At 71.0% G+C, this 21045-nt stretch carries 26 protein-coding genes; 22 read left to right on the top strand and 4 right to left on the bottom strand.

The genetic code is table 11. The features are described from left to right. Positions 1–21 precede the first annotated feature (21 nt). From sufD to ACFWWR_RS21335, 6 genes are read left to right on the top strand one after another with little or no spacing between them, the layout of a single operon-like run. The gene (gene sufD, locus ACFWWR_RS21360; protein ID WP_384304783.1) at positions 22–1200 is read left to right on the top strand and encodes a Fe-S cluster assembly protein SufD; all 1179 of its coding nucleotides are present in this window, start codon (positions 22–24) and stop codon (positions 1198–1200) included. Beyond that, positions 1200–1529 carry a non-heme iron oxygenase ferredoxin subunit gene (locus ACFWWR_RS21355; RefSeq protein WP_383865099.1) on the top strand — a complete coding sequence of 110 codons (330 nt, stop codon included), beginning with the start codon at positions 1200–1202 and terminating at the stop codon, positions 1527–1529. Before sufD ends, ACFWWR_RS21355 begins: the two co-directional genes overlap by 1 nt. A 7-nt stretch (positions 1530–1536) precedes the next feature. Further along, positions 1537–2322 (top strand): Fe-S cluster assembly ATPase SufC, encoded by a 786-nt coding sequence (gene sufC / locus ACFWWR_RS21350; protein ID WP_217235704.1) that lies wholly within the window; start codon positions 1537–1539, stop codon positions 2320–2322. Continuing rightward, positions 2319–3575, top strand: a complete 1257-nt coding sequence (locus ACFWWR_RS21345) for a cysteine desulfurase (RefSeq protein WP_383865102.1) — start codon at positions 2319–2321, stop codon at positions 3573–3575. Before sufC ends, ACFWWR_RS21345 begins: the two co-directional genes overlap by 4 nt. A 15-nt stretch (positions 3576–3590) precedes the next feature. Continuing rightward, positions 3591–4058 carry a Fe-S cluster assembly sulfur transfer protein SufU gene (sufU, locus tag ACFWWR_RS21340; RefSeq protein WP_383865105.1) on the top strand — a complete coding sequence of 156 codons (468 nt, stop codon included), beginning with the start codon at positions 3591–3593 and terminating at the stop codon, positions 4056–4058. Further along, the gene (locus ACFWWR_RS21335; protein ID WP_020130530.1) at positions 4055–4387 is read left to right on the top strand and encodes a metal-sulfur cluster assembly factor; all 333 of its coding nucleotides are present in this window, start codon (positions 4055–4057) and stop codon (positions 4385–4387) included. Before sufU ends, ACFWWR_RS21335 begins: the two co-directional genes overlap by 4 nt. Positions 4388–4441: 54 nt before the next feature. Here ACFWWR_RS21335 and ACFWWR_RS21330 read toward each other — a convergent pair whose 3' ends face one another. After that, entirely contained in the window at positions 4442–5269 is an 828-nt protein-coding gene (locus ACFWWR_RS21330; RefSeq protein WP_384304781.1) for an AbfB domain-containing protein, read from the bottom strand. A 212-nt stretch (positions 5270–5481) separates the two neighbouring features. Here ACFWWR_RS21330 and ACFWWR_RS21325 point away from each other — a divergent pair, with 212 nt between their 5' ends. The 9 genes from ACFWWR_RS21325 to ACFWWR_RS21285 all read left to right on the top strand — a co-directional run bounded on the left by ACFWWR_RS21325 (position 5482) and on the right by ACFWWR_RS21285 (position 12200). Continuing rightward, the gene (locus ACFWWR_RS21325; protein WP_384304778.1) at positions 5482–6225 is read left to right on the top strand and encodes a sulfotransferase family protein; all 744 of its coding nucleotides are present in this window, start codon (positions 5482–5484) and stop codon (positions 6223–6225) included. 70 nt (positions 6226–6295) lie between these two features. Then, positions 6296–6616, top strand: coding sequence for a DMT family transporter (locus ACFWWR_RS21320; protein ID WP_383865304.1), 321 nt, complete (start codon positions 6296–6298; stop codon positions 6614–6616). After that, the gene (locus tag ACFWWR_RS21315) at positions 6616–7161 is read left to right on the top strand and encodes a TetR/AcrR family transcriptional regulator (RefSeq protein WP_384304776.1); all 546 of its coding nucleotides are present in this window, start codon (positions 6616–6618) and stop codon (positions 7159–7161) included. Before ACFWWR_RS21320 ends, ACFWWR_RS21315 begins: the two co-directional genes overlap by 1 nt. A 107-nt stretch (positions 7162–7268) precedes the next feature. Further along, complete coding sequence (locus ACFWWR_RS21310; RefSeq protein WP_384304774.1) at positions 7269–7865, top strand: RNA polymerase sigma factor; 597 nt, start codon at positions 7269–7271, stop codon at positions 7863–7865. Position 7866: 1 nt separating this feature from the next. Further along, complete coding sequence (locus tag ACFWWR_RS21305) at positions 7867–8775, top strand: CU044_5270 family protein (RefSeq protein ID WP_384304771.1); 909 nt, start codon at positions 7867–7869, stop codon at positions 8773–8775. Positions 8776–8911: 136 nt separating this feature from the next. Continuing rightward, positions 8912–9916 (top strand): 2,3,4,5-tetrahydropyridine-2,6-dicarboxylate N-succinyltransferase, encoded by a 1005-nt coding sequence (gene dapD / locus ACFWWR_RS21300; protein WP_383865119.1) that lies wholly within the window; start codon positions 8912–8914, stop codon positions 9914–9916. Between the two features lie 114 nt (positions 9917–10030). Next, positions 10031–10255, top strand: coding sequence for a hypothetical protein (locus ACFWWR_RS21295; RefSeq protein ID WP_384304769.1), 225 nt, complete (start codon positions 10031–10033; stop codon positions 10253–10255). A gap of 164 nt (positions 10256–10419) precedes the next feature. Then, positions 10420–10980, top strand: a complete 561-nt coding sequence (locus ACFWWR_RS21290) for a SigE family RNA polymerase sigma factor (protein WP_383865306.1) — start codon at positions 10420–10422, stop codon at positions 10978–10980. Next, on the top strand, positions 10977–12200 hold the full coding sequence (locus ACFWWR_RS21285) for a WD40 repeat domain-containing protein (RefSeq protein ID WP_384304766.1): 1224 nt from the start codon (positions 10977–10979) through the stop codon (positions 12198–12200). The genes ACFWWR_RS21290 and ACFWWR_RS21285 overlap by 4 nt, the downstream gene beginning before the upstream one ends. On the opposite strand, the gene dapA is transcribed toward ACFWWR_RS21285, so the two are convergent. Further along, on the bottom strand, positions 12201–13091 hold the full coding sequence (gene dapA, locus ACFWWR_RS21280; protein ID WP_383865128.1) for a 4-hydroxy-tetrahydrodipicolinate synthase: 891 nt from the start codon (positions 13089–13091) through the stop codon (positions 12201–12203). A 175-nt stretch (positions 13092–13266) separates the two neighbouring features. On the opposite strand from dapA, the gene ACFWWR_RS21275 reads away from it, so the two are divergent. The 4 genes from ACFWWR_RS21275 to ACFWWR_RS21260 are packed head-to-tail and all read left to right on the top strand — an operon-like array spanning position 13267 to position 15062. Next, on the top strand, positions 13267–13395 hold the full coding sequence (locus ACFWWR_RS21275; protein ID WP_302185402.1) for a hypothetical protein: 129 nt from the start codon (positions 13267–13269) through the stop codon (positions 13393–13395). Then, the gene (locus tag ACFWWR_RS21270) at positions 13392–14090 is read left to right on the top strand and encodes a hypothetical protein (protein ID WP_383865131.1); all 699 of its coding nucleotides are present in this window, start codon (positions 13392–13394) and stop codon (positions 14088–14090) included. Before ACFWWR_RS21275 ends, ACFWWR_RS21270 begins: the two co-directional genes overlap by 4 nt. 52 nt (positions 14091–14142) lie before the next feature. After that, entirely contained in the window at positions 14143–14562 is a 420-nt protein-coding gene (locus ACFWWR_RS21265) for a phage holin family protein (protein ID WP_383865133.1), read from the top strand. Further along, a complete protein-coding gene (locus ACFWWR_RS21260) occupies positions 14559–15062 on the top strand; it encodes a DUF3618 domain-containing protein (protein ID WP_384304764.1) in 504 nt (167 codons plus the stop codon). The genes ACFWWR_RS21265 and ACFWWR_RS21260 overlap by 4 nt, the downstream gene beginning before the upstream one ends. Positions 15063–15766: 704 nt before the next feature. Here ACFWWR_RS21260 and ACFWWR_RS21255 read toward each other — a convergent pair. Then, on the bottom strand, positions 15767–16876 hold the full coding sequence (locus tag ACFWWR_RS21255) for a YihY/virulence factor BrkB family protein (RefSeq protein WP_383865136.1): 1110 nt from the start codon (positions 16874–16876) through the stop codon (positions 15767–15769). Between the two features lie 112 nt (positions 16877–16988). On the opposite strand from ACFWWR_RS21255, the gene ACFWWR_RS21250 reads away from it, so the two are divergent. The 3 genes from ACFWWR_RS21250 to ACFWWR_RS21240 all read left to right on the top strand — a co-directional run bounded on the left by ACFWWR_RS21250 (position 16989) and on the right by ACFWWR_RS21240 (position 19144). Then, a complete protein-coding gene (locus ACFWWR_RS21250; RefSeq protein ID WP_384304761.1) occupies positions 16989–17672 on the top strand; it encodes a hypothetical protein in 684 nt (227 codons plus the stop codon). Positions 17673–17766: 94 nt separating this feature from the next. Next, positions 17767–18387, top strand: a complete 621-nt coding sequence (locus tag ACFWWR_RS21245; protein WP_384304758.1) for an ArsR/SmtB family transcription factor — start codon at positions 17767–17769, stop codon at positions 18385–18387. 16 nt (positions 18388–18403) lie between these two features. Beyond that, positions 18404–19144 (top strand): SRPBCC domain-containing protein, encoded by a 741-nt coding sequence (locus tag ACFWWR_RS21240; RefSeq protein WP_383865142.1) that lies wholly within the window; start codon positions 18404–18406, stop codon positions 19142–19144. Positions 19145–19164: 20 nt separating this feature from the next. Here ACFWWR_RS21240 and ACFWWR_RS21235 read toward each other — a convergent pair whose 3' ends face one another. Continuing rightward, a complete protein-coding gene (locus tag ACFWWR_RS21235; protein WP_383865144.1) occupies positions 19165–20991 on the bottom strand; it encodes an endonuclease/exonuclease/phosphatase family protein in 1827 nt (608 codons plus the stop codon). Between the last annotated feature and the right edge of the window lie 54 nt (positions 20992–21045).

The raw sequence follows: 21045 nt of genomic DNA, 5'->3' as shown, positions 1-21045 counted from the left end.
GAAGAGAGCAGACCGACAGCCATGGCTGAGGCTCAGAACATCCCCGTGGGCTCCACCACCGCGGGCCAGATCGCGGTGGCCGCCGAGTCGACCGTCGCCACGCGCATGAGCGCGCCCCCGTCCTTCGACGTGCAGGACTTCCCGGTCCCGCACGGCCGCGAGGAGGAGTGGCGGTTCACGCCGCTGGAGCGGCTGCGCGGGCTGCACGACGGCACCGCGGTCGCCGGCGACGGCCTGAAGATCACCGTCGACGCCCCCGAGGGCGTCGTCGTCGAGCTCGTCGGCCGTGACGACGCCCGGATCGGCAAGGCCGGCACCCCGGTGGACCGCGTCGCGGCCCAGGCGTACTCGGCGTTCGAGAAGGCCGGTGTCGTCACCGTCCCCAAGGAGACGGTGCTCACGGAGCCGATCCGCATCGCCGTGCACGGCGAGGGCGGGGTCGCCTACGGCCACCAGGTCGTCGAGCTGGGAGCCTTCGCCGAGGCCGTCGTCGTCATCGACCACACCGGTGACGCCGTACTCGCCGCCAACGTCGACTACATCCTGGGCGACGGTGCCAAGCTGACCGTCGTCTCCGTCCAGGACTGGGACGACAAGGCCGTGCACGTGGCCCAGCACAACGCGCTGATCGGCCGCGACGCCACCTTCAAGTCGTTCGTGGTCACCTTCGGCGGCGACCTCGTCCGCCTGCACCCGCGCGTGGCGTACGCCGGCACCGGCGGCGAGGCCGAGCTGTTCGGCCTGTACTTCACCGACGCGGGCCAGCACCAGGAGCACCGCCTCCTCGTCGACCACAACACCCCGCACTGCAAGTCGAACGTCGCCTACAAGGGCGCGCTCCAGGGCGAGGGCGCCCACGCGGTGTGGATCGGCGACGTGCTCATCGAGGCCACGGCCGAGGGCACCGACACGTACGAGATGAACCGGAACCTCGTCCTCACGGACGGCGCCCGGGTCGATTCCGTGCCGAACCTCGAGATCGAGACCGGCGAGATCGTCGGCGCCGGCCACGCCTCGGCGACCGGCCGCTTCGACGACGAGCAGCTCTTCTACCTGATGGCCCGCGGCATCCCCGCCGAGGAGGCCCGTCGCCTGGTGGTCCGCGGCTTCTTCGCCGAGCTCGTCCAGCAGATCGGTGTCGACGACATCCAAGAGCGCCTTCTCGTGAAGATCGACGAGGAGCTGGAGGCGTCGGTCTGATGACTGCCCCGTCGACGTTCGTACGCGCCTGCGGGCTGAGCGAGCTGGAGGAGGACACCCCGAAGCGGGTGGAACTCGACGGCACGCCGGTCTCGGTCGTGCGTACCGAGGGGGAGGTGTTCGCGATCCACGACATCTGCTCGCACGCGAACGTCTCGCTCTCCGAGGGCGAGGTGGAGGACTGCCAGATCGAGTGCTGGCTGCACGGCTCCAGCTTCGACCTCCGCACCGGCAAACCGTCCGGCCTGCCCGCGACGCGCCCCGTCCCCGTATACCCCGTAAAGATCGAAGGGGACGATGTGCTCGTCTCCCTTTCCCAGGAGTCCTGAGGCACCCATGGCAACGCTTGAAATCCGAGACCTGCACGTCACCGTCGAGGTCGAGAACGGCACGAAGGAAATCCTCAAGGGTGTCGACCTCACCGTGAAGCAGGGCGAGACGCACGCCATCATGGGCCCGAACGGCTCCGGCAAGTCGACGCTCGCCTACTCGCTCGCGGGTCACCCCAAGTACACGATCACCGGCGGCACCGTCACCCTCGACGGCGAGGACGTCCTGGAGATGTCCGTCGACGAGCGCGCCCGCGCGGGCCTGTTCCTGGCGATGCAGTACCCGGTCGAGGTCCCCGGCGTCTCCGTCTCCAACTTCCTCCGTACCTCCGCCACCGCCATCCGCGGCGAAGCCCCCAAGCTGCGCACCTGGGTGAAGGAGGTCAAGGAGACCATGCAGCGTCTCAACATGGACCCGGCCTTCGCCGAGCGCAACGTGAACGAGGGCTTCTCCGGCGGTGAGAAGAAGCGCCACGAGATCCTTCAGCTGGAGCTGCTCAAGCCGAAGGTCGCGATCCTCGACGAGACGGACTCCGGTCTGGACGTCGACGCGCTCCGTGTCGTCTCCGAGGGCGTCAACCGCGTCCGCGAGAGCGGCGAGGTGGGCACCATGCTCATCACGCACTACACGCGCATCCTGCGCTACATCAAGCCCGACTACGTCCACGTCTTCTCCGCGGGCCGGATCGTCGAGTCCGGCGGCGCCGAGCTCGCCGACAAGCTGGAGAACGAGGGCTACGAGGCCTACGCGAAGCACGACGCAGTCGACACGAAGGGTGGCGCATCCGCGTGACACAGCTGCCGGGCCTCCTCGACACCGAGGCGATCCGCAAGGACTTCCCCATCCTGGACCGTCAGGTCCACGACGGCCGGAAGCTCGTGTACCTGGACAACGCGGCGACCTCGCAGAAGCCGCGCCAGGTGCTCGACGCCCTGAACGAGTACTACGAGCGCTACAACGCCAACGTCCACCGCGGTGTGCATGTGCTCGCCGAGGAGGCCACGGCGCTGTACGAGGGCGCGCGCGACAAGGTCGCCGCGTTCATCAACGCGCCGAGCCGCGACGAGGTGATCTTCACCAAGAACGCCTCCGAGTCGCTCAACCTCGTGGCGAACATGCTGGGCTGGGCCGACGAGCCCTACCGCGTGGACCACGAGACCGAGATCGTCATCACGGAGATGGAGCACCACTCCAACATCGTGCCGTGGCAGCTGCTCGCGCAGCGCACGGGCGCGAAGCTGAAGTGGTTCGGTCTGACCGACGACGGCCGGCTCGACCTCTCCAACATCGACGAGATCATCACGGAGAAGACGAAGATCGTCTCGTTCGTGCTGGTGTCGAACATCCTGGGCACGGTCAACCCGGTCGAGGCGATAGTGCGCCGCGCGCAGGAGGTCGGCGCGCTGGTCTGCATCGACGCCTCACAGGCCGCGCCGCACATGCCGATGGACGTACAGGCCCTGCAGGCCGACTTCGTGGCCTTCACCGGCCACAAGATGTGCGGTCCGACCGGCATCGGCGTGCTCTGGGGCCGCCAGGAGCTGCTGGAGGACCTGCCCCCGTTCCTGGGCGGCGGCGAGATGATCGAGACGGTGTCGATGCACTCGTCGACGTACGCTCCCGCTCCGCACAAGTTCGAGGCGGGCACCCCGCCGATCGCGCAGGCGGTCGGTCTGGGCGCGGCGATCGACTACCTGTCGTCGATCGGCATGGACAAGATCCTCGCCCACGAGCACGCGCTCACCGAGTACGCGGTGCACAAGCTCGCCGAGGTGCCGGGCCTCAGGATCATCGGCCCCACCACGGCCGAGGACCGCGGCGCGGCGATCTCGTTCACGCTCGGTGACATCCACCCGCACGACGTGGGCCAGGTCCTCGACGAGCAGGGCATCGCGGTACGCGTGGGTCATCACTGCGCACGCCCGGTCTGCCTGCGGTACGGAATTCCTGCGACCACGCGAGCGTCGTTCTACCTGTACTCCACGCCGGCCGAGATCGACGCTCTGGTCGACGGCCTGGAGCACGTACGGAACTTCTTCGGCTGAGGGGCTGGCTGGATCGTGAAGCTGGATTCGATGTACCAGGAAGTCATCCTGGACCACTACAAGCACCCGCACGGGCGTGGTCTGCGCGATGGCGACGCCGAGGTGCACCACGTCAACCCGACCTGCGGTGACGAGATCACGCTGCGGGTGAAGTACGACGGCACCACGATCGAGGACGTGTCGTACGAGGGCCAGGGCTGCTCGATCAGCCAGGCCTCGGCCTCCGTGCTGAACGACCTGCTGGTCGGCAAGGACCTGGCGGACGCGCAGAGGATCCAGGAGACCTTCCTGGAGCTGATGCAGTCCAAGGGCCGGATCGAGCCCGACGACGCGATGGAGGAGGTGCTGGAGGACGCGGTCGCGTTCGCCGGTGTCTCCAAGTACCCGGCGCGGGTGAAGTGCGCTCTCCTGAGCTGGATGGCGTGGAAGGACGCGACGGCCCAGGCCCTGGGCGGAGCCGACGCCGAAAGGAAGACGGCATGAGCGAGACCCTTGAGATGAAGCCGGCCTCTGAGGAAGAGGTCCGCGAGGCCCTGTACGACGTCGTCGATCCCGAACTGGGCATCGACGTCGTCAACCTCGGCCTGATCTACGGCATCCACATCGACGACGCGAACATCGCGACGATCGACATGACCCTGACCTCGGCGGCCTGCCCGCTGACGGACGTCATCGAGGACCAGGCCAAGTCCGCCACGGACGGCCTCGTCAACGAGCTGCGCATCAACTGGGTCTGGATGCCCCCGTGGGGCCCCGACAAGATCACGGACGACGGGCGGGAGCAGCTGCGGGCGCTCGGTTTCAACGTCTGAGATCCACGAGCCGAAGCGAACGGCGACGCCCTCGGGCGTCGCCGTTTCTCGTGCTCAGGCCAGCCCGGCCACCAGCCGGAACGCCGAGTCCGCCTGGTACAGGCTGCTGTGCTGGTACGACTCCAGACGGATCGTGAAGTCCTTGTGGCGCAGGAAGCGGCCCGGGAAGTTGACCGACTCCAGCATGATCGCGCCGGACACCGGTGAGGTGCGGGGGCAGAACGTGGCGTCCTGCTTGAAGAGGGACGAGCCGTCGTTGCGGTCCGCGCGCAGGACGAAGTTGCGGTGCCGGAGATACTTGCCGTCGGCCGTGGCGAAGGAGTGGCAGGAGCTGTCGGCCAGGCCCTTGACCAGCTTGAAGGTGGAGTCCTCGCGGGATTCCGAGCCGCCGACCGGGTCGAGCCGCACCAGGCCGCCGCTGATGTGCCAGTAGCGCTCGGGGTAGTTGACCGAGCGGACCGAACGCCATGTCGTCGAGGGCTTCGGGGCGGACGAACTCCCACTCGGGGTGGGGGGATCGGCAGGAGCGGCGGGCGGGTGCGCGGAGGCCGAGCCCTGTGGTTCGGGGGCGCTCGTGGTCGTCCGGGCGGACGGTGACGCGCTCTTGTCGCCGGATGCCGAAGCGCCGGTCGTGGAGGGGGTGGCGTAGGAGATCAGACCGGGGCCGCTCGGGTCCACGGCGGCCGCCTGGTCCGGTGCGGGTGACGGGTCGTCGGCGTGATGATCCGTCACGGTCACCGCCGTCACACACGCGGCGACCGTGGCTATCGCCAGCGCGCCGGCCAGCCACAGGCGTCGTGTTCCCGGCACCCGGGTGGTGTCCGGCGACCAGCCGCTCTCCCATGGCTGGTTCTGAGGGGGCCGGGACTTGCTTAGTGGCATGCGCGATTCCTCCGGCGGGCGCCTGGGGCGACGGCTGCGGCCGAGACGGGGAAGTGGGTGAACGGTGAAACACTAGTGGAGCCGGTGAACTCCTGGGAGCCGTTTGGACGAGTGGTTTTCGGCCTCCCCGGTTTCACACGAGGTCGGATGTTCACAACCCCTTCCCAGGGTGGCCCCAGCTTCACCTCATTCGGCCCCGGCAGCGTCGGCGAGTGGTTACCTCTGCACCCGCCTCCGTACGCCCCGTCTTCGTGCTCGGCTGTCCGCGCTCCGGCACCACTTTGTTGCAGCTGCTGCCGCACGCGCACCCGAGGATCGCGCTGCCCCCGGACAACCGCTTCGTCCTGCTCGGGACCCCGCTCAGGGCGTACGCGGAACGGCACGGCAAGGTGCGCTGGGGCGACAAGCGGCCCGCGTACGCCCTGCACGTGTCGGGGATCCTGCGGCTCTTCCCGGACGCCCAGTTGGTGTGCCGCGTGCGGGACGGCCGCCGCTGCGTCGCCTCGCTGCTGTGGATGCCTGGTGGCACGGCGGCTTGGCACGAGCTGCGCTTCGAGGACCTGGTGGCCGATGCGGAGCTTCGACTGAGGGAGCTCTGCGGTTACTTGGACGCGGAGTACGCGCCCGAGATGACCGAGCCGCACCGGATGGCCGGTGCGGCCGTGACCGCGCGCAAGACCGGGCACCGGCGCACCCACGGCACCCTGGGCGCCTCGCGGGCGGGCAGCCGGCAGCTGCGGCTGACCCCGGATCAGACATGGCTGTGCGAGGCCGTGTTGGGTCGACGGCTGGAACGTCACGGCTACGAGCTGAGCGGAGCGCTCCGGCCCGACCCCCCGAACCGCTCCACTACCGCAAGGTGTCCGCCCTCCGACGCGCCGCTCACGCCAAGCGACGGACCGCCGACCGCCTGGCACCGGGTGCGCGAACCGGGTCCGGTGGCAGCCGGCTGGTGACCACGTCCGGTCGAGGGCGCAAGGCGTGCGTGTCCGACACGAGCAGCGAGCGTTATGTACGCTCGTACACATGGGATACCTGTTGCTCGCCGTGGCGATCGCCGCCGAGGTCGCCGGGACCACGGCCATGAAGTACAGCGACGGTTTCAGCAGGCCGGTGCCCTCGCTGCTCACCGTCCTCGGCTACGTCGTCTCCTTCGTGCTGCTCGCCCAGACACTGAAGACCCTCTCGGTCGGTACCGCGTACGCGATCTGGGCCGGCGTCGGCACAGCGGCCATCGCCGCCATCGGGATGGTGTTCCTGGGGGAGGGGATGACCGTGGCCAAGGCGGCGGGCACAGCGCTGATCATCGTCGGCGTGGTGGTGCTCAACCTGGGCGGTGCGCACTGATGCCCCGCCGCTACGACCCCGAGCGGCGGCAGCGGATCATCGACGCGGCGATCCGGGTCGTCGGGGCCGAGGGCCTCGCCGGGCTGAGCCACCGCTCTGTCGCCGCCGAGGCCGACGTGCCGCTCGGCTCCACGACGTACCACTTCAAGACCCTCGACGAGCTGATGGTCGCGGCGCTCCGCCAGGCCAACGAGGGCTTCGCCAAGGTGATCGCCGCCCGCGGCGGCCTCGCCGACCCGCACACCGACCTGGCCGCCGAACTCGCCGGCCTGCTGGGCGAGTGGCTGGCCGGCGAGCGCACCGGCGTCGAGCTGGAGTACGAGCTCTATCTGGCCGCCCTGCGCCGCCCCGCCCTGCGCCCGGTCGCCGCCGAGTGGGCCGACGACCTCGCCGACCGGCTCGCCGCCCGCGCCGACCCGGTCACCGCGCGGGCGCTGGTGGCGCTGACGGACGGGATCTGTCTGCAGGTGCTGCTGACGGGGACGCCGTACGACGAGGAGTACGCCCGCGAGATGCTGTCGAGGGTCATCGACGCGGACGCGTGAACCCGGGCCGGCCGCGGTCGGGGCACGCCGGTCCGTGAACCGCTTTGCCGACGTCGGGGAACAGCGGGTGACATCCTCACCCCGACCCCATCCACGGAGGCCGCCACGTGACCGGACCACCGGATCCGTCCTCGCCCGAGGACGCCCAGGTCGTCGCCCAGTCCCTGGAGGAACCGGAGCTCTTCGCCCGCCTCTACGACCGGTACGCCCCCGACATCCACCGCTACGTGGAACGCCGGCTGGGCGTGGGCGCCGCCGACGACATCACAGCGGAGACCTTCCTCATCGCCTTCCGTCTCCGGTCCCGCTACGACACCACCCGCCCCAACGCCCGCCCCTGGCTCTACGGCATCGCGGGCAACCTCGTCGGCAAGCAGCGCCGCACCGAGGTGCGGGCCCTGCGGGCGCTGGCCCGCACCGGGCACGACCCGGTCGCCGAGACCTGGTCCGAGCGCGCCGACGACCGGGTCACCGCGCAGGCCGCACAGGCCCCGCTCGCCGGGGCGCTGGCCGCGCTGTCCGTGGGCGACCGGCATGTGCTGCTGCTCGTGGCCTGGGCGGACCTGACGTACACCGAGGTCTCGGAGGCGCTCGGGATCCCCGTCGGCACCGTGCGCTCCCGGCTCAACCGCGCCCGCCGCAAGGTCCGTTCGGCCCTGGGCGCCGACCCCGCATTCACGCTCGACACCACGGAGGTGTTCTGACATGGACGAGATGACGGCGGTCCGTGAACTGCGGGCCGAGGCTCCGGCGGCCGAGCGCGCGCCCCTTCTCGCCGGGCGCGACCGGCTGCTGCGGGAGGCGACGGGCCGCACCCGCGCCCGCCGGCTGTGGGGTGACTGGCGGCTGACGGCCGCGGCGACGGCGGCCCTGATCACGGCGGTGACCCTGGTCGGGACGCAGGTTCTCGACCGCGGCCCGGACGGAGTGCGGCCGGGCACCGGACCCGGGTACACCCTCGAACTCGGCAGCGCCAAGGACCTCCTGAACGACGCCGCCGCCACGATCGCCGCCGGTCCCGCGGTCACCGCACGCGACGGCCAGTGGATCTACGTGAAGTCCGTCGAGACGAACGTGACGGACGACGAGCCGGGGCCGCAGACCAGCGAGGACTGGAAGCCGTACGACGATCCGAAGATGGAGGACGGCAAGGCCGGTGACGACCACTCGCCCAGGGAGGAGTACGAGTTCCTCAGGAGCCTGCCGGACGACCCGGCGAAGGTCCGGGCGAAGGCGCGCGCGTTCTTCTACGCCACCGACGAGACGGAGACCCGTCCCCAGCACGAGTTCCGGGCCCTCGTGGTCGTCCTCAGCCGGGCCTACGCCTACGACCCCGCCGGCCTCGCCAAGGTCTACCGGGCCCTCGCCACGATCCCCGGCGTGCAGGCCGCCGAGGTCCAGGACGAGGCGGGGCGCAGCGCCTACGCGCTGTACCTGAAGAACGCCGCCAACCCCTACCGGGACGAGGTCCTCCTCGACCCGGCCACCTACCTCTACGCCGGGTACCGGTCGGTGGCGGAGCGCGGCGACGTGCAGTGGAGCAAGGGCGACGTCGTGCTCAGCGGGGCACGGCTCGTGACGGCGGTGGTGGACGAGAAGGGGGAGCGGCCCTGATCCGGGCCTTCGGCAGGCTCTTCGGCAGGGCCTGAGCCCGGTCCGACCCGGCCGGATCCCGGACGGTGCGCCCGGCACATGAGACGCCGGGCGCACCGGTTAGCCCTCACCCCGCCCTGCCGGTTAGGTTGCCCTCATGACCGACACGACTGCTCCTCGCACCACCGGCGCCGTTGCCGCCGGCCTCGCCACACTCGCCGCCGACGGCACCGTCCTCGACACCTGGTTCCCCGCGCCCGAGCTCACCGCTGTGACTGCCGAGGGCGGCCCTGGCCCGTCCGGCACCGAACGGCTGTCCGCCGAGCGCGCCGCGGAACTGCTCGGTGGCGGCGCGGCCGCGGCGCTCGGTCCGGACGCCCGCCGGGGCGTCGAGGTGGTCGCGGTCCGTACGGTCATCGGCTCCCTCGACGACAAGCCGATCGACGCGCACGACGTCTACCTGCGCCTGCACCTGCTCTCGCACCGCCTGGTCCAGCCGCACGGCCAGAGCCTCGACGGCATCTTCGGCCACCTCGCCAACGTCGCCTGGACCTCGCTCGGCCCGGTCGCGGTGGACGACGTCGAGAAGGTGCGGCTGAACGCCCGCGCCGAGGGCCTGCACCTCCAGGTCACCTCGATCGACAAGTTCCCGCGCATGACGGACTACGTGGCCCCGAAGGGCGTCCGCATCGCCGACGCCGACCGGGTCCGCCTCGGCGCGCACCTCGCCGAGGGCACCACGGTCATGCACGAGGGCTTCGTGAACTTCAACGCCGGCACGCTCGGCACGTCGATGGTCGAGGGCCGCATCTCCGCGGGCGTCGTGATCGGTGACGGCTCGGACATCGGCGGCGGGGCCTCCACCATGGGCACCCTGTCCGGCGGCGGCAACGTCCGCATCACCATCGGCGAGCGCTGCCTGGTCGGCGCCGAGGCGGGCGTCGGCATCGCGCTCGGCGACGAGTGCGTGGTCGAGGCGGGGCTGTACGTCACCGCCGGCACCCGCGTCACCATGCCCGACGGGCAGATCGTCAAGGCGCGCGAGCTGTCCGGCGCCTCCAACATCCTCTTCCGCCGCAACTCGGTCACGGGCGCGGTCGAGGCCCGCCCGAACAACGCGGTCTGGGGCGGTCTGAACGAGATCCTGCACAGCCACAACTGAGCACCTCAAGATCACGTAAGGGTTGCTCAGCGTGACCTTTTCGTGGTTTCGGCAGATGAACGGGTGGACGCAGTGTCCGATCAGACGCCGAAACGACGAACGAGGGGTCGTGCAATGACGAACGAGCGGGCGAGGACCGTGGCGCGTTTGCTGTCCGGGGCGTTGACCCTGACGGCGGTGTGCGGGCTTCCGGCGGGGGCCGCGCACGCCGACGAGACCAACACCGCCTCGCACAACGGCCCGCGGGTCGGACTGGTCAACACCGGCCAGGTGGACGATCCGATGGAGGACGTGCTGGAGCACGGGCTGCTGATCGGCGACGGGTACACCTGGAGCTGAGCGCGCCCGCTGTGGGCCGGGGCCCGTACCGCACACCCGTGCGGTACGGGCCCCGGCCCGTTCCGCGAAAAAATCTTCCCACCGGTGGCATAGCGGCGGGCGGTCGCGAGCGTCACCAGGAGCAGGGGCGGGGCACGGGTGCCGCCGGGGGAGAGAAGGTGACGATGAATGCCGAAGGGCTGGAGAGCTTCCGGGAGTTCGTGGACAACCGGTCGTCGGCGCTGTTGAGGACGGCCGTGCTGCTCTGCGGGGGAGACCAGCACGCCGGTGAGGACCTGCTGCAGAACGCCCTGGTCAAGGCGGCGGGCAAGTGGCAGCGGATCGACGAGCCCGAGGCCTACGTACGGCGGATCCTGTACCGCCAGCAGGTCAGCCGCTGGCGGCTGAAGTGGCGCAGACGGGAGCTCAGCGTCGCCGAGCCGCCCGAGGCGGGCACGGCGGGCGCCGACACGGCGGCCGCGGCCGAACTGCGTGTCGTGATGCGCGAGGCGCTGGCCCGGCTCACCGCACGCCAGCGGACCGTGCTCGTGCTGCGCTACTTCGAGGACCTGCCCGAGGCCGACGTGGCCCGGCTCCTCGGCTGCACCGTCGGCACCGTACGGTCCACCACCCACCGCTCCCTGGCCCGGCTGCGCTCGCTGGCGCCCGAACTGGCCGCCCTGGGCCCGGCCGGCGCCGAGTGGCAGCCGTCCCGTGACTACTCATCCGTGGAGGTGCGTCCGTGAACGTCGAGGAACTCGTGCGGGACGCCTTGCGGGAGCAGGCCGCCGAACAGCCCCTGACGCGGCCGGGGTTCGCCGACCGGGTGCTGGCGGTCCGCCGGCGCCGGCGCAGCCGCAGGATCGCGGGCATGGCCGCCGTCACGGTCGCCGTGGTCGCCGTCGCGGTGGCCGTGCCGATGCTGGACTCGGGCCGGGGCACCGACGTACGCCCCGCGGACGTCGTACCGAAGACCGAGGTCAACGCCCATCCGGACCAGTCGCCGCCGCGCGAGCTGATCGCGGCCGGGAACACCGGCATGGCCGCGTACTTCGTCCCGAAGACCGTCAGGAAGACGGCCGACACCGCTGTCTACGAGCGCACCTACTGGCTGCTCGACCAGAAGAGCGGCAGGTACGAGAAGACCACGAAGTGGTCCTGGTTGGCCGTCGCCCCCGGCATGAAGACCGCCGCCGTCCTGGAGCGGGACCTGCCCGCCTCGCGGATCGGCCTGCTCGACCTGACCACCGGTGAGGTCGCGCGGTGGATCCCGGTCGACCACCCGGTCGGCGGGCTCGCGTTCTCGCGCGACGGCGGCAAGCTGGTCGCGACGAGCTACGGCGACAACCCCGACCTGCGGGTCAAGATGGAGGGATCCGAGGGCTGGGACCAGAAGCAGCCGGCGAGCCGCACCGGCTTCCACGTCATCGACGTGGCGTCCGGCAAGGGCTCCTGGAGCGAGGTGAAGCTCGAGAGCGACTCGGACGATCCCATGGGGGGAGGCTTCCTCAACTCCCGCCAGGACTTCGCCCTCAGCGGCGACGGCAGGCACGTCTGGGCCGGAAACCCCATGGGGGACATCGGCAAACAGTTCTACGACCTGTCGGGCAAGGAGGTCCCCGTGCCGGCGAACGACAAGTACCTGGAGTGGTACGTCGACGCCGGCAAGTCGCCCGACGGCAGGCTTGTCGCCGGTGACTTCGCGGGTCAGAAGTGGAAGACCTCCTCCTGGGTCCTCGACGCCGCGACCGGCACGAAGACCGAGGTGCACGGGCAGCAGCTGCTCGCCTGGGTGGGCAACACGTCGCTCATCGCCTGGGACATCGCCAAGGGCGGCAAGAACGAGTTCCACCAGCGGCTCGTGCTGGTCACCATCGGCAGCGACAAGGTCGTACCGCTCAGCGACTTCCGCAAGGGCAACGACGGGGACGCCGGGCGCTGGGAGCCCGTCTTCGCCGAACGCTGATCAGGCGGCCATGAACCGTTCGTACGCCGCCAGCAGCCCGTCGACCGTGTCCCGGTCGGCGGGTCGCAGCGGTGCGCGGACCGGGCCCGCCGGCAGGTCGAGCGCGTTGAGGAGGGCCTTGGCGGTGACCGCGCCGGGCAGGCCCGCCGACATCATCGACTCGATCAGCGGCGTGGCCCGTTGTTGGAGGCGGGCGGACACGGGGGTGTCGCCCGCCTCGAACGCGTCGAGGACCGCACGGAGCCGGGCCGGAACGACATTGGCGACCGTGCTGATGTACCCGGCCGCGCCCACCGCGTACAGGGCGAGGTTGTGCTCGTCGCAGCCCGCGTAGTACGCCAACTCCGTGCGGTCCATGACCTTCTGGGCGCCGAGGAAGTCGTAGGAGCAGTCCTTGACCGCGACGATCCGGGGATGCTCGGCGAGGCGGATCATGGTGTCCGGCTCGATCCGGGTGCCGGTGCGCCCCGGGATGTCGTACAGCACGAGCGGCAGCCCGGAGGCGTCCGCGACCTCCCGGAAGTGCGCCTCCAGAGCGTCCTGCGGCGGTCTGCTGTAGTAGGGGCTGACCACCAACAGGGCGTCCGCACCCGCCTTTTCGGCCGCCAGGGCCAGTTCGACGGTGTGCCGGGTGTCGAAGGTGCCCACGCCCGCCACGATCGACGCCCGCTCACCCACCGCCTCCCGTACGGCCGTGACCAGTGCGGCCTTCTCCGCGTCCGTCGTGGTCGGCGACTCGCCCGTCGTACCGGACAGGACGAGCCCGTCACAGCCCGCCGCCACGAGCCGGTCGGCCAGCCGCTGCGCGCCGTCGAGGTCCAGCGCGCCCGCGTCGGTGAAGGGCGTGATCATGGCGCACAGGGCGCGGCCGAAGGGGCGAGATGTCGTCATGGGGACAGTCTCGGCCTGCCCACAGTGAAGCTCCACTTAAATTTTCTACCAGGTATCGATAAGAGGTTCTGACATGTTGGTCTGTCGCCGCGCAGCCGGCAGGCCCTATGTCCAAGTCGGCCCTCATGGGTCACCATGGCAGGACGGTCATCGACACCTGGTCATGGGAGGCGTCATGAAGCTCGGCAAGGCACTCGCCACCGGAGTCGCGGAAGAGCGGCCGCAGGTCCACGAGGAAGAACTCGACCTTCCCGAGGAGATCAAGGAACTGAAGGCACCCGAAGAGGTCCCGGCCGCCCGATGAGGCTGCGGCTCCCCGAGGAACGCCCGACGGAGCCGCCGACCGGATACAAGATCGCCCACCCGGTGCTGTCCCACGACGGCGTCCGGGCCGGGTTCACCGGGGTGTCGCTGGGCGGCGCGCTGCCGTACGGAGTCCTGGACGACGCGTCCTGCGTCTACGGCCTGCGGCACCGGGCACCGCACCGTCGCTGCGACTGCGGCTTCCACTGCGTGCACGACCGTACGACGGCCGAGGCGCTGCTGTGCACGGCCGAGCACCGTACGGCCGTCCTGCTCGAGATCTCCGTCCTCGGCCGGTACATCCGCTTCGAGCGCGGCTTCCGGTACGCCCGTCAGCGCGTCCGCACGGCGACCGTCGGCCCGTGCGCCTGCGGCACGGTCGCGGCGGCGCTGGCCGACGCCGGCTGGGGCAGACCGGGGTGGCGTGCGCTGGCTGCCTCCTGCGCGGGATGTCTGCGCGGTCGTACGTCCGTCTCGTTGGCCGGTTTCGCCCGGCTGGCCGCCGACGGGCTGCGGGTGGTGGCCGGGGAAGGGCTGCGGGTGGCGGGGGAGGCGTCGGCGCCGGATGCCTCCGGAGGGCTCGGAGTGCCCGAACTCGTCGCGGAGGCAGCCCTGTTGCAGGCCCGGCTCGACTGGTTCCAGAGCCAGCTGGCCCGGCTCGGCGAGCGCGGTCCCGGAGGCGGCCCGCAGGGGTAGCGGGGGCCGGTCAGGGTACCCGGGGGTTCCGATACCGAGAGGAGGCGGAACCGTGACCGGGACCACGGCACCCAGGCCGGTACATGACGAACACCATTCGGTGGGCGACCTCGTCGGACAGGCCACCGAGCAGGTCTCCCGGCTCGTACGACAGGAAGTGGCCCTCGCCAAGGAGGAGCTCGCGGAGAAGGGCCGTCGCGCCGGACGCGGCGGCGGACTGCTCGGTGCCGCGGGCGCCGTCGGCTACGCCGGCTTCCTCGCCCTGGCCGCCACAGCCGCCGTCGCGCTCTCGCTGGTCCTGCCCCTCTGGGCGGCGGCGCTCATCGTGACGGCCGTCCTGTTCGCACTCGCGGGCCTGCTCGCGGCGACCGGCCGCGCCCAGCTGCGCCGCGCCACACCACCCACGCCCGAGGAAGCGCTCGGCAGCGTCAGGGCCGACGTCGAGGAGATCAGGGAAAGGGCGCACCGATGACGGACAAGGCAGCACACGGACACGGGGCGGGCGGCGCCAAGGGGCCCGACGAGCTCCGCCAACAGATCGAACGCACCCGCAGCGAGCTGGGCGACACGGTCGAGGAGCTGGCCGGCAAGGTCGACGTCAAGGGCCGCGCCCGCGCCCGGGCCGCCGACCTGCGGGACAAGGCGGGCGCGATGACGGTACAGCTCCGCAGCAGCGCGGCGATGGCCGGCCACGCGGTCCAGGACCGGGCGGGCCAGGCGGGGCACACGGTCCAGGACAAGGCGGCCCGGGCGGGGCACACGGTCCAGGACAAGGCGACTCAGGCGGGCCACACCGTCCAGTCCAGGGCGACCCGTGCCGGTCACGCCGTCGAACACACCATGCCCGTTCCGGTCCGCACCGCCGTGCAGGCCGGGGCCCGGCATCCGCGACCGGTGCTGTTCATCGGGGTGGCGGCGGTGGGTGCGGTGATCGCGGTGGAGGTGCTGCGGCGCCGGCGCGCGGGGCGCTGAGAACACGCGGGGCGCTGAGAAGGGGCTGACGATCTTCGGCCCAGGTTGGCTTCATCGGCCGACCTGGGCCGAAGCGGTGTGTGGGGTGGGACCACGGGGTGGGTCCGTAGCCCGGCGCTTACGAGGTGCCGCGGAGTGGGTCGCGCAGCCCGGCGTTTGCGGGGTACCGTCCGCGCCCACCCGTGCCGCCTCAGCGGCACGACTGCCCGCGGGGTGACGGGGTGGGCGGGGGCCGGAGGTGGTCGCGCAGCGCGGTGCTTGCGGGTGCCCGGGGGCTGGGTCGCGCAAGCCGGCGCTCAGGGGCACCGCGGTGCGGGGCGGGTCGCGCAGCCCGGCGCTGTCGGGGCGCCGCCCGCGCCCACCCGTGCCGCCCCAGCGGCACGACTGCCCGCGGGATGACGGTGAACGGCGTGGGTGGGCGTGGCGCGGCCCTTGCGGGTCGTGCCACGCCACAGGGAGACGGCCGCCAGGACGATGGCGGTCGGGCCCAGGACCGTAGGCGCGGCGGGTGCCCGGGGCGGCGTGGGGCCGGGTGGGGGATGACGTCGGGTATCCGTGGGATGGCGGAGGGGGTGTCGGCACCTTTTGAGTGACCGAGACGGGTGGTGGGTGGGCACAGGTTCGGGGGTCTGGGGGCGGAGCCCCGGCAGGCCGCGTCGACGCCGGGTGGCACAAGACTCGCGCCCAAGGTCGCCGGCGCCGTACTACCTGCCCCGCGCAGCCCTCAGCCTCGCCGGCCACTTGCGGGTGTCCCTCGGTTCCACGTACGGCTCCTCCGTCGGCGGGCGGCCTGCCGTGATCGCCCGCTCGCGTGCGAGTTCCGCGTCGAACTCGAGGCCGAGGAGAATCGCCATGTTGGTCAGCCAGAGCCACACGAGGAAGACGATGGCGCCCGCGAGAGTGCCGTACGTCTTGTTGTAGGAACCGAAGTTGGCCGCGTAGAGGGCGAATCCGGCGGACGCGGCCAGCCAGATCAGGGTGGCGAGGACGCTGCCGGGGGAGATCCAACGGAAGCCCCGGCCGCGGACGTTGGGGGCGGCCCAGTACAGCAGGGCGATCATCAGGATCACCAGCAGCAGCAGTACCGGCCACTTCGCGACACCCCACACCGCGATCACCTCGTCACCGAGCCCGATCGTCGTGCCGGCCCGCTCGGCCAGCGGACCCGTGAACACCACGATCAGCGCGCTCACGGCCAGCATCAGCATCAGCACCACGGTCAGCCCCAGCCTGAGCGGCGTCAGCTTCCACACCGGGCGTCCCTCCGGCAGGTCGTACACCGCGTTGGACGTACGGATGAACGCGGCGACGTACCCGGACGCCGACCACAGGGCGAAGAGCAGGCCGAGCACGGCCAGGACGCTGCCGGTGCCGCCGCTGTCGCCGAGTTGGGCCACCGCGTCCCGCAGGATGTCCCGGGCGGGCCCGGGGGCGAGGTCGCCGATGTTGTCGAGGATCTTGTCCGTCGCGCGTTGTCCCACCACACCGAGCAGGGAGACCATCACCAGCAGTGCCGGGAAGAGCGACAGGACGCCGTAGTACGTCAACGCGGCCGCCCGGTCGGCCAGTTCGTCGTCCAGCAACTCCTTCAGTGTGCGCCACACCACCGCCCGCCACGACCGCGCGGGCAACTTGGTAGGGCTGTCCGTCTTCGCCGTGTCGGTCGTGTCCCCAGGCTCGGTCGTCGTGTCCGCCGGTCCGGTCGTCGTGGCCGTCTTCGTCGTCCCGGCCGTCCCCGTCGTCCCGGCCGTCCCCGTCGTCTCGGCCGTCCCGGCCTTCTCCACCATCTCGGCCCTCCGGGCCTTCTCGTCCATGACCAGGCGGGTCTCCCGAATTCCCCGCGCGAATCGGGTACTTGACCTGAATCTTGGTTGAGGTTGAAGGGTGGTCGGTGCACGCATCCCGTACCCATCGACGGAGGCCACCATGACCCGCCGTACCGGCACCCACCCCGACCCCACGCATCCCGGCGTCGGTGCCGCCCTCTTCAGCACCTGGCGGGTCGGCACCCCCGAGCGGCAGCGGCAGGCCGTCGAGGTGATCGCGCAGACCTGGGAGCGCAGGCCCTGGCCCGCGGCCGACCTGCTCGCCTACCACGTCTACACCGGGCACGACGGCGAGACGCTGATGCACCACTCGCAGTGGGCGGGCGAGCAGGCCTACGAGGCCTTCGTCAAGACCCACCGCCAGGAACGCAACGACGAGATCGACACCGCCGTACCGGGCATCGAGCGCGTCGGACTCGACCGGTACCGGTACTACCGCAGCGAAGAGCGGGCCGCCTGCGACCACCGTGTGCCGGGTCTGATCGTGACCGTGCGGATCGACTTCGAGCCCGGCGCGGCCGACCGGCGCGGCGACTGGGTCGACCTCCTGCTGCGGACCGCCCCCGCCCCGGGCGCCCACCACGGCCTGATCGCCGCCCACTTCCACTTGGCCACCGACGGCACCCACGTCCTCAACTACGCGGAATGGGAGACCGCGGAGGCGTACGACAGGGCGATCGCCGTGCCCGTCGACGAGGAGTGGGAGCGGGTGCGGACGTACCCCGGCGTGAAGGGCTTCACGGGCACGCGTTACCGCCACGCCCTCGGCCTCGTGCCCGAGTGACGTCCGAAGGCGGCCTAAGGCGGCCGGAGGCGACCTCACGACCGAACACTAGAATCGTCTGGACAAAAAAAGTGTTCGGTGAGATGGTTGATCCATGCTGGACGTGACCGTGATCGAGGACCCCGAGGCCGCCGCCGCCTCCCTGGACCCCATAAGGTCCCGGCTGCTCGCCGAACTGGCGGCCGGCCCCGCGTCGGCCACCATGCTGGCCGGCCAGGTCGGGCTGCCGAGGCAGAAGGTGAACTACCACCTCAAGGCGCTGGAGCGGCACGGCCTGGTCGAGCTGGCGGGCGAGCGCCGCAAGGGCAACGTCACCGAGCGGCTGATGCGGGCGACCGCCGCGTCGTACGTCATCTCACCGCTCGCGCTCGCCGCAGTGCAGCCGGATCCGGACCGCTTCCGTGACCAGCTCTCCGCCCGCTGGCTGCTCGCGCTCGGCGCCCGGCTCGTGAGTGACGTCGGCTCGCTGATCACCGGCGCGGCCAAAGCCCGCAAGCGGCTGGCGACGTACGCACTGGACGGCGAGGTGCGCTTCGCCTCGGCCGCCGACCGGGCCGCGTTCATCCAGGAGCTGACGGCGGGGGTGACCGCGCTGATCCGCAAATACGACGCCCCCGACACCGAGGACGGCCGTGATCACCGGATCGTCGTCGCCGTCCACCCCACGCTCAAGCCCACGGGCGACGCCCAGCCCGCCGCAGAACTGGACCAGTAGTACTCAGGAGCCCACCATGTCCAAGGAATTCGAGATCGCCCGCGAGTTCGAGGTCGACGCCTCGCCGGAGCAGGTGTGGGAGGCCGTCACCGCCGGGACCGACGGCTGGCTGTGGCCGATGGAGGCCCCCGAGCCGCGCGAGGGCGGCAAGGGACCCTTCGGGTCCAAGGTCACCGCCTGGGACCCGCCGCACCGTTACACCAACCGTGTCGAGGACGTCGAGGGCATCTCCGAACAGACCCTCAACCAGCTCGACTACACGATCGAACCGCGGGACGACGGGCGCCGCGCCTGGGTGCGGTACGTGCACAGCGGGATCTTCGTCGACGACTGGGACAACCAGTACGACGGCGCCGCCAAGCACACCGACTTCTACATGGCGACCCTGCGCCAGTACCTGCTCCACTTCGCGCCCCGCACGGCCGCCTTCACCACCTTCGACGGTCCCGAGGCGTCCAAGACACCGGACGCCCTCGCTGCCGTCGGCCGGGCGCTCGGCCTCGCGGACGACACGGCCGAGGGCGCGCGCGTCCGGGCTCGCGGCCCCGAGGGTCAACTGCTGGACGCCGTACTGGACTTCCGCAACCCGTACTTCATCGGGCTGCGCACCGAGGACGCCCTGATCCGCTTCTTCGGGCGCAACCACTGGAGCTACCCGGTCGGGATCAGCGTCCACGACTTCGCGGCCGGTGCCGACGCGGAGGCGGACGAGGCCGCCTGGAAGGGCTGGCTGAACGGCGTGTTCAGCCAGCCCTGAGCACTACGACCGGTCGGCGGCTACGGCTTGAACCGCAGCACCTGCGGGTCGTGGTCGCTGATCTGGTCGTTGAACTCCGAGTTGATGTGCACGCTGTCGTACTCGAAGTCGCAGGAACGCCGGATCGACGGGCTGACCAGGATCTGGTCGAGGACCTGGGCGTTGCCCTGGTAGACGTACGAGTAACGCTCGCTCTTCGGCAGCGACTTGATCGCCGACCAGAGGGCGTCGTCGCTCTCCAGGATCTCGGCGGTGCCGGAGAACTCGAAGTCGTTGATGTCACCGAGGGTGATGACGTCCGCGTTCTTCTGGGTGGCCAGGATGTCCTTGACGAACGCGTTCACCGCGGTCGCCTGCAGGGCACGCTGGGTCTCCGAGCTGCGCGCCGGCGGCTGGTACTGCGCGGTCAGCCCCTGGTCGCCGCCCTTGGAGTTGAAGTGGTTGGCGATCACGAAGACCGTCCGGCCACGGAAGACGAACTCGCCGGCCAGCGGCTTGCGGCTGCTGGTCCAGGCGGTGTTCGTCGGGTCGATGCGGCCCGGCGAGACCGTCAGCGCGGCCTTCCCCTTCTCCTTGGTGACCCCGACGGCGGTCGTGGCGTCGCCGCCCGCGCGGTCGGTGAAGGAGACCCGCTCCGGGTTGAACAGGAACACCTGGCGGATGTTGCCGCCCGGCTCGCCGCCGTCGGTGTTGTTCACCGGGTCGATCGAGCGCCAGTCGTACGTCGGGCCGCCCGCCGCGACGATCGCGTCGATCAGCTTGGTCACCGTCTGGTCGGCGGCGACCGTGCCGTCGTTCTTCGCGCCGTTGTTGTCCTGGATCTCCTCCAGGGACACGATGTCGGGCGACTTCAGGTTGTTCACGATCGCGGAGGCGTGCTCCTCGAAGGTGGCGTCGGTCGGGTCGAGGTTCTCGACGTTGTACGTCGCGACCGCGAGCTCGCCGTTCTTCTGCTTCTGAGTGGTCTCCCGCGCGAGACCGGCGCTCTTCAGCGTGCCGATCCGGCCCGCGACGAGCGTGTAGCCGCCGAACTGGTTGTAGTCCAGCGGGCCCGCCGTGCTGCCGGTGAGGACGTCGCCGACGTTCGCCTTCGGGAAGTCGGCGGTCGCGCCCAGGGACTGGATCTGGAGCCGGCCGGTGTTCTGCGACTCGTAGGAGCCGTAGACCGTGCCGCCGCGGCGGTTGCTGTTCTCGCGCGGCTTCACCGTGACCCACAGCTCGGTGAACGGGTCGGTGGCACCGACCACGCGGACGTCGGCGACCTGGACGTTCATGCCCTCCAGGGACTCGTAGTAGTCCAGGGCGTACTTCCTCGGCTGCAGCGTCAGGCCGTTGACCGAGCCGCCCGCGGCGGCGTCACCGGCCGGGCTGTAGGCGCTCGGCACCGACCTGGCGTCGACGACGGTGGCGGCCGGGACCGCGTTGCCGCTGGAGACGACGGTCACCGTCGGGCGGACGATCTCGGTCAGCGCCTGGTTGCCGGAGGACGTGCCGCCCGGGACGAACTCCGAGATCGTGCCGGACACGGTCACCGCGTCGCCGACCGCGACCTTCGGGGCCGAGCTGGTGAAGACGAAGACGCCCTCGCTGGTGGCGGGGTCCGCGTCCGGGTTCGGGTCCTGGATCCAGAAGCCTCTGGAGGAGCCGTAGGTGCGCACGCCGGTGACGATTCCGGCCACGTCCGTGACCGTCTTGCCGGCGTACGGGGATATCCGGGTCGTGCCCTGGATGTCATGGATGCTCACGGCCGCCGCGTGCGCGGGCGAGGTGAGCACGACGGTGGAGGCCGCGGAACAGACGGCGGCGACGGTGAGCGCGGCGAGGCGCGCGGAAGACTTGCTCGGCAACGGGATCCCTCCGGGGACGTACATGGGCGCCGGGACGAGGGTGGTGCGTGGAAC

This window comes from Streptomyces sp. NPDC058678, from assembly GCF_042714835.1.
GTDB lineage: Bacteria > Actinomycetota > Actinomycetes > Streptomycetales > Streptomycetaceae > Streptomyces.
Note: the sequence above shows the minus strand (reverse complement) of the source record. Positions and strands in the feature narration are given on the sequence as shown.

Coding starts and splice junctions, on each gene's coding strand:
- ACFWWR_RS21335 (WP_020130530.1), top strand. CDS start 4,055: ATGAGCGAGACCCTTGAGATGAAGCCGGCCTCTGAGGAAGAGGTCCGC.
- sufC (WP_217235704.1), top strand. CDS start 1,537: ATGGCAACGCTTGAAATCCGAGACCTGCACGTCACCGTCGAGGTCGAG.
- ACFWWR_RS21270 (WP_383865131.1), top strand. CDS start 13,392: ATGAGGCTGCGGCTCCCCGAGGAACGCCCGACGGAGCCGCCGACCGGA.
- ACFWWR_RS21320 (WP_383865304.1), top strand. CDS start 6,296: ATGGGATACCTGTTGCTCGCCGTGGCGATCGCCGCCGAGGTCGCCGGG.
- sufD (WP_384304783.1), top strand. CDS start 22: ATGGCTGAGGCTCAGAACATCCCCGTGGGCTCCACCACCGCGGGCCAG.
- ACFWWR_RS21260 (WP_384304764.1), top strand. CDS start 14,559: ATGACGGACAAGGCAGCACACGGACACGGGGCGGGCGGCGCCAAGGGG.
- ACFWWR_RS21290 (WP_383865306.1), top strand. CDS start 10,420: ATGAATGCCGAAGGGCTGGAGAGCTTCCGGGAGTTCGTGGACAACCGG.
- ACFWWR_RS21305 (WP_384304771.1), top strand. CDS start 7,867: ATGGACGAGATGACGGCGGTCCGTGAACTGCGGGCCGAGGCTCCGGCG.
- ACFWWR_RS21295 (WP_384304769.1), top strand. CDS start 10,031: ATGACGAACGAGCGGGCGAGGACCGTGGCGCGTTTGCTGTCCGGGGCG.
- ACFWWR_RS21240 (WP_383865142.1), top strand. CDS start 18,404: ATGTCCAAGGAATTCGAGATCGCCCGCGAGTTCGAGGTCGACGCCTCG.
- ACFWWR_RS21255 (WP_383865136.1), bottom strand. CDS start 16,876: ATGGACGAGAAGGCCCGGAGGGCCGAGATGGTGGAGAAGGCCGGGACG.
- dapA (WP_383865128.1), bottom strand. CDS start 13,091: ATGACGACATCTCGCCCCTTCGGCCGCGCCCTGTGCGCCATGATCACG.
- ACFWWR_RS21250 (WP_384304761.1), top strand. CDS start 16,989: ATGACCCGCCGTACCGGCACCCACCCCGACCCCACGCATCCCGGCGTC.
- ACFWWR_RS21245 (WP_384304758.1), top strand. CDS start 17,767: ATGCTGGACGTGACCGTGATCGAGGACCCCGAGGCCGCCGCCGCCTCC.
- ACFWWR_RS21355 (WP_383865099.1), top strand. CDS start 1,200: ATGACTGCCCCGTCGACGTTCGTACGCGCCTGCGGGCTGAGCGAGCTG.
- ACFWWR_RS21275 (WP_302185402.1), top strand. CDS start 13,267: ATGAAGCTCGGCAAGGCACTCGCCACCGGAGTCGCGGAAGAGCGGCCG.
- dapD (WP_383865119.1), top strand. CDS start 8,912: ATGACCGACACGACTGCTCCTCGCACCACCGGCGCCGTTGCCGCCGGC.
- ACFWWR_RS21330 (WP_384304781.1), bottom strand. CDS start 5,269: ATGCCACTAAGCAAGTCCCGGCCCCCTCAGAACCAGCCATGGGAGAGC.
- ACFWWR_RS21315 (WP_384304776.1), top strand. CDS start 6,616: ATGCCCCGCCGCTACGACCCCGAGCGGCGGCAGCGGATCATCGACGCG.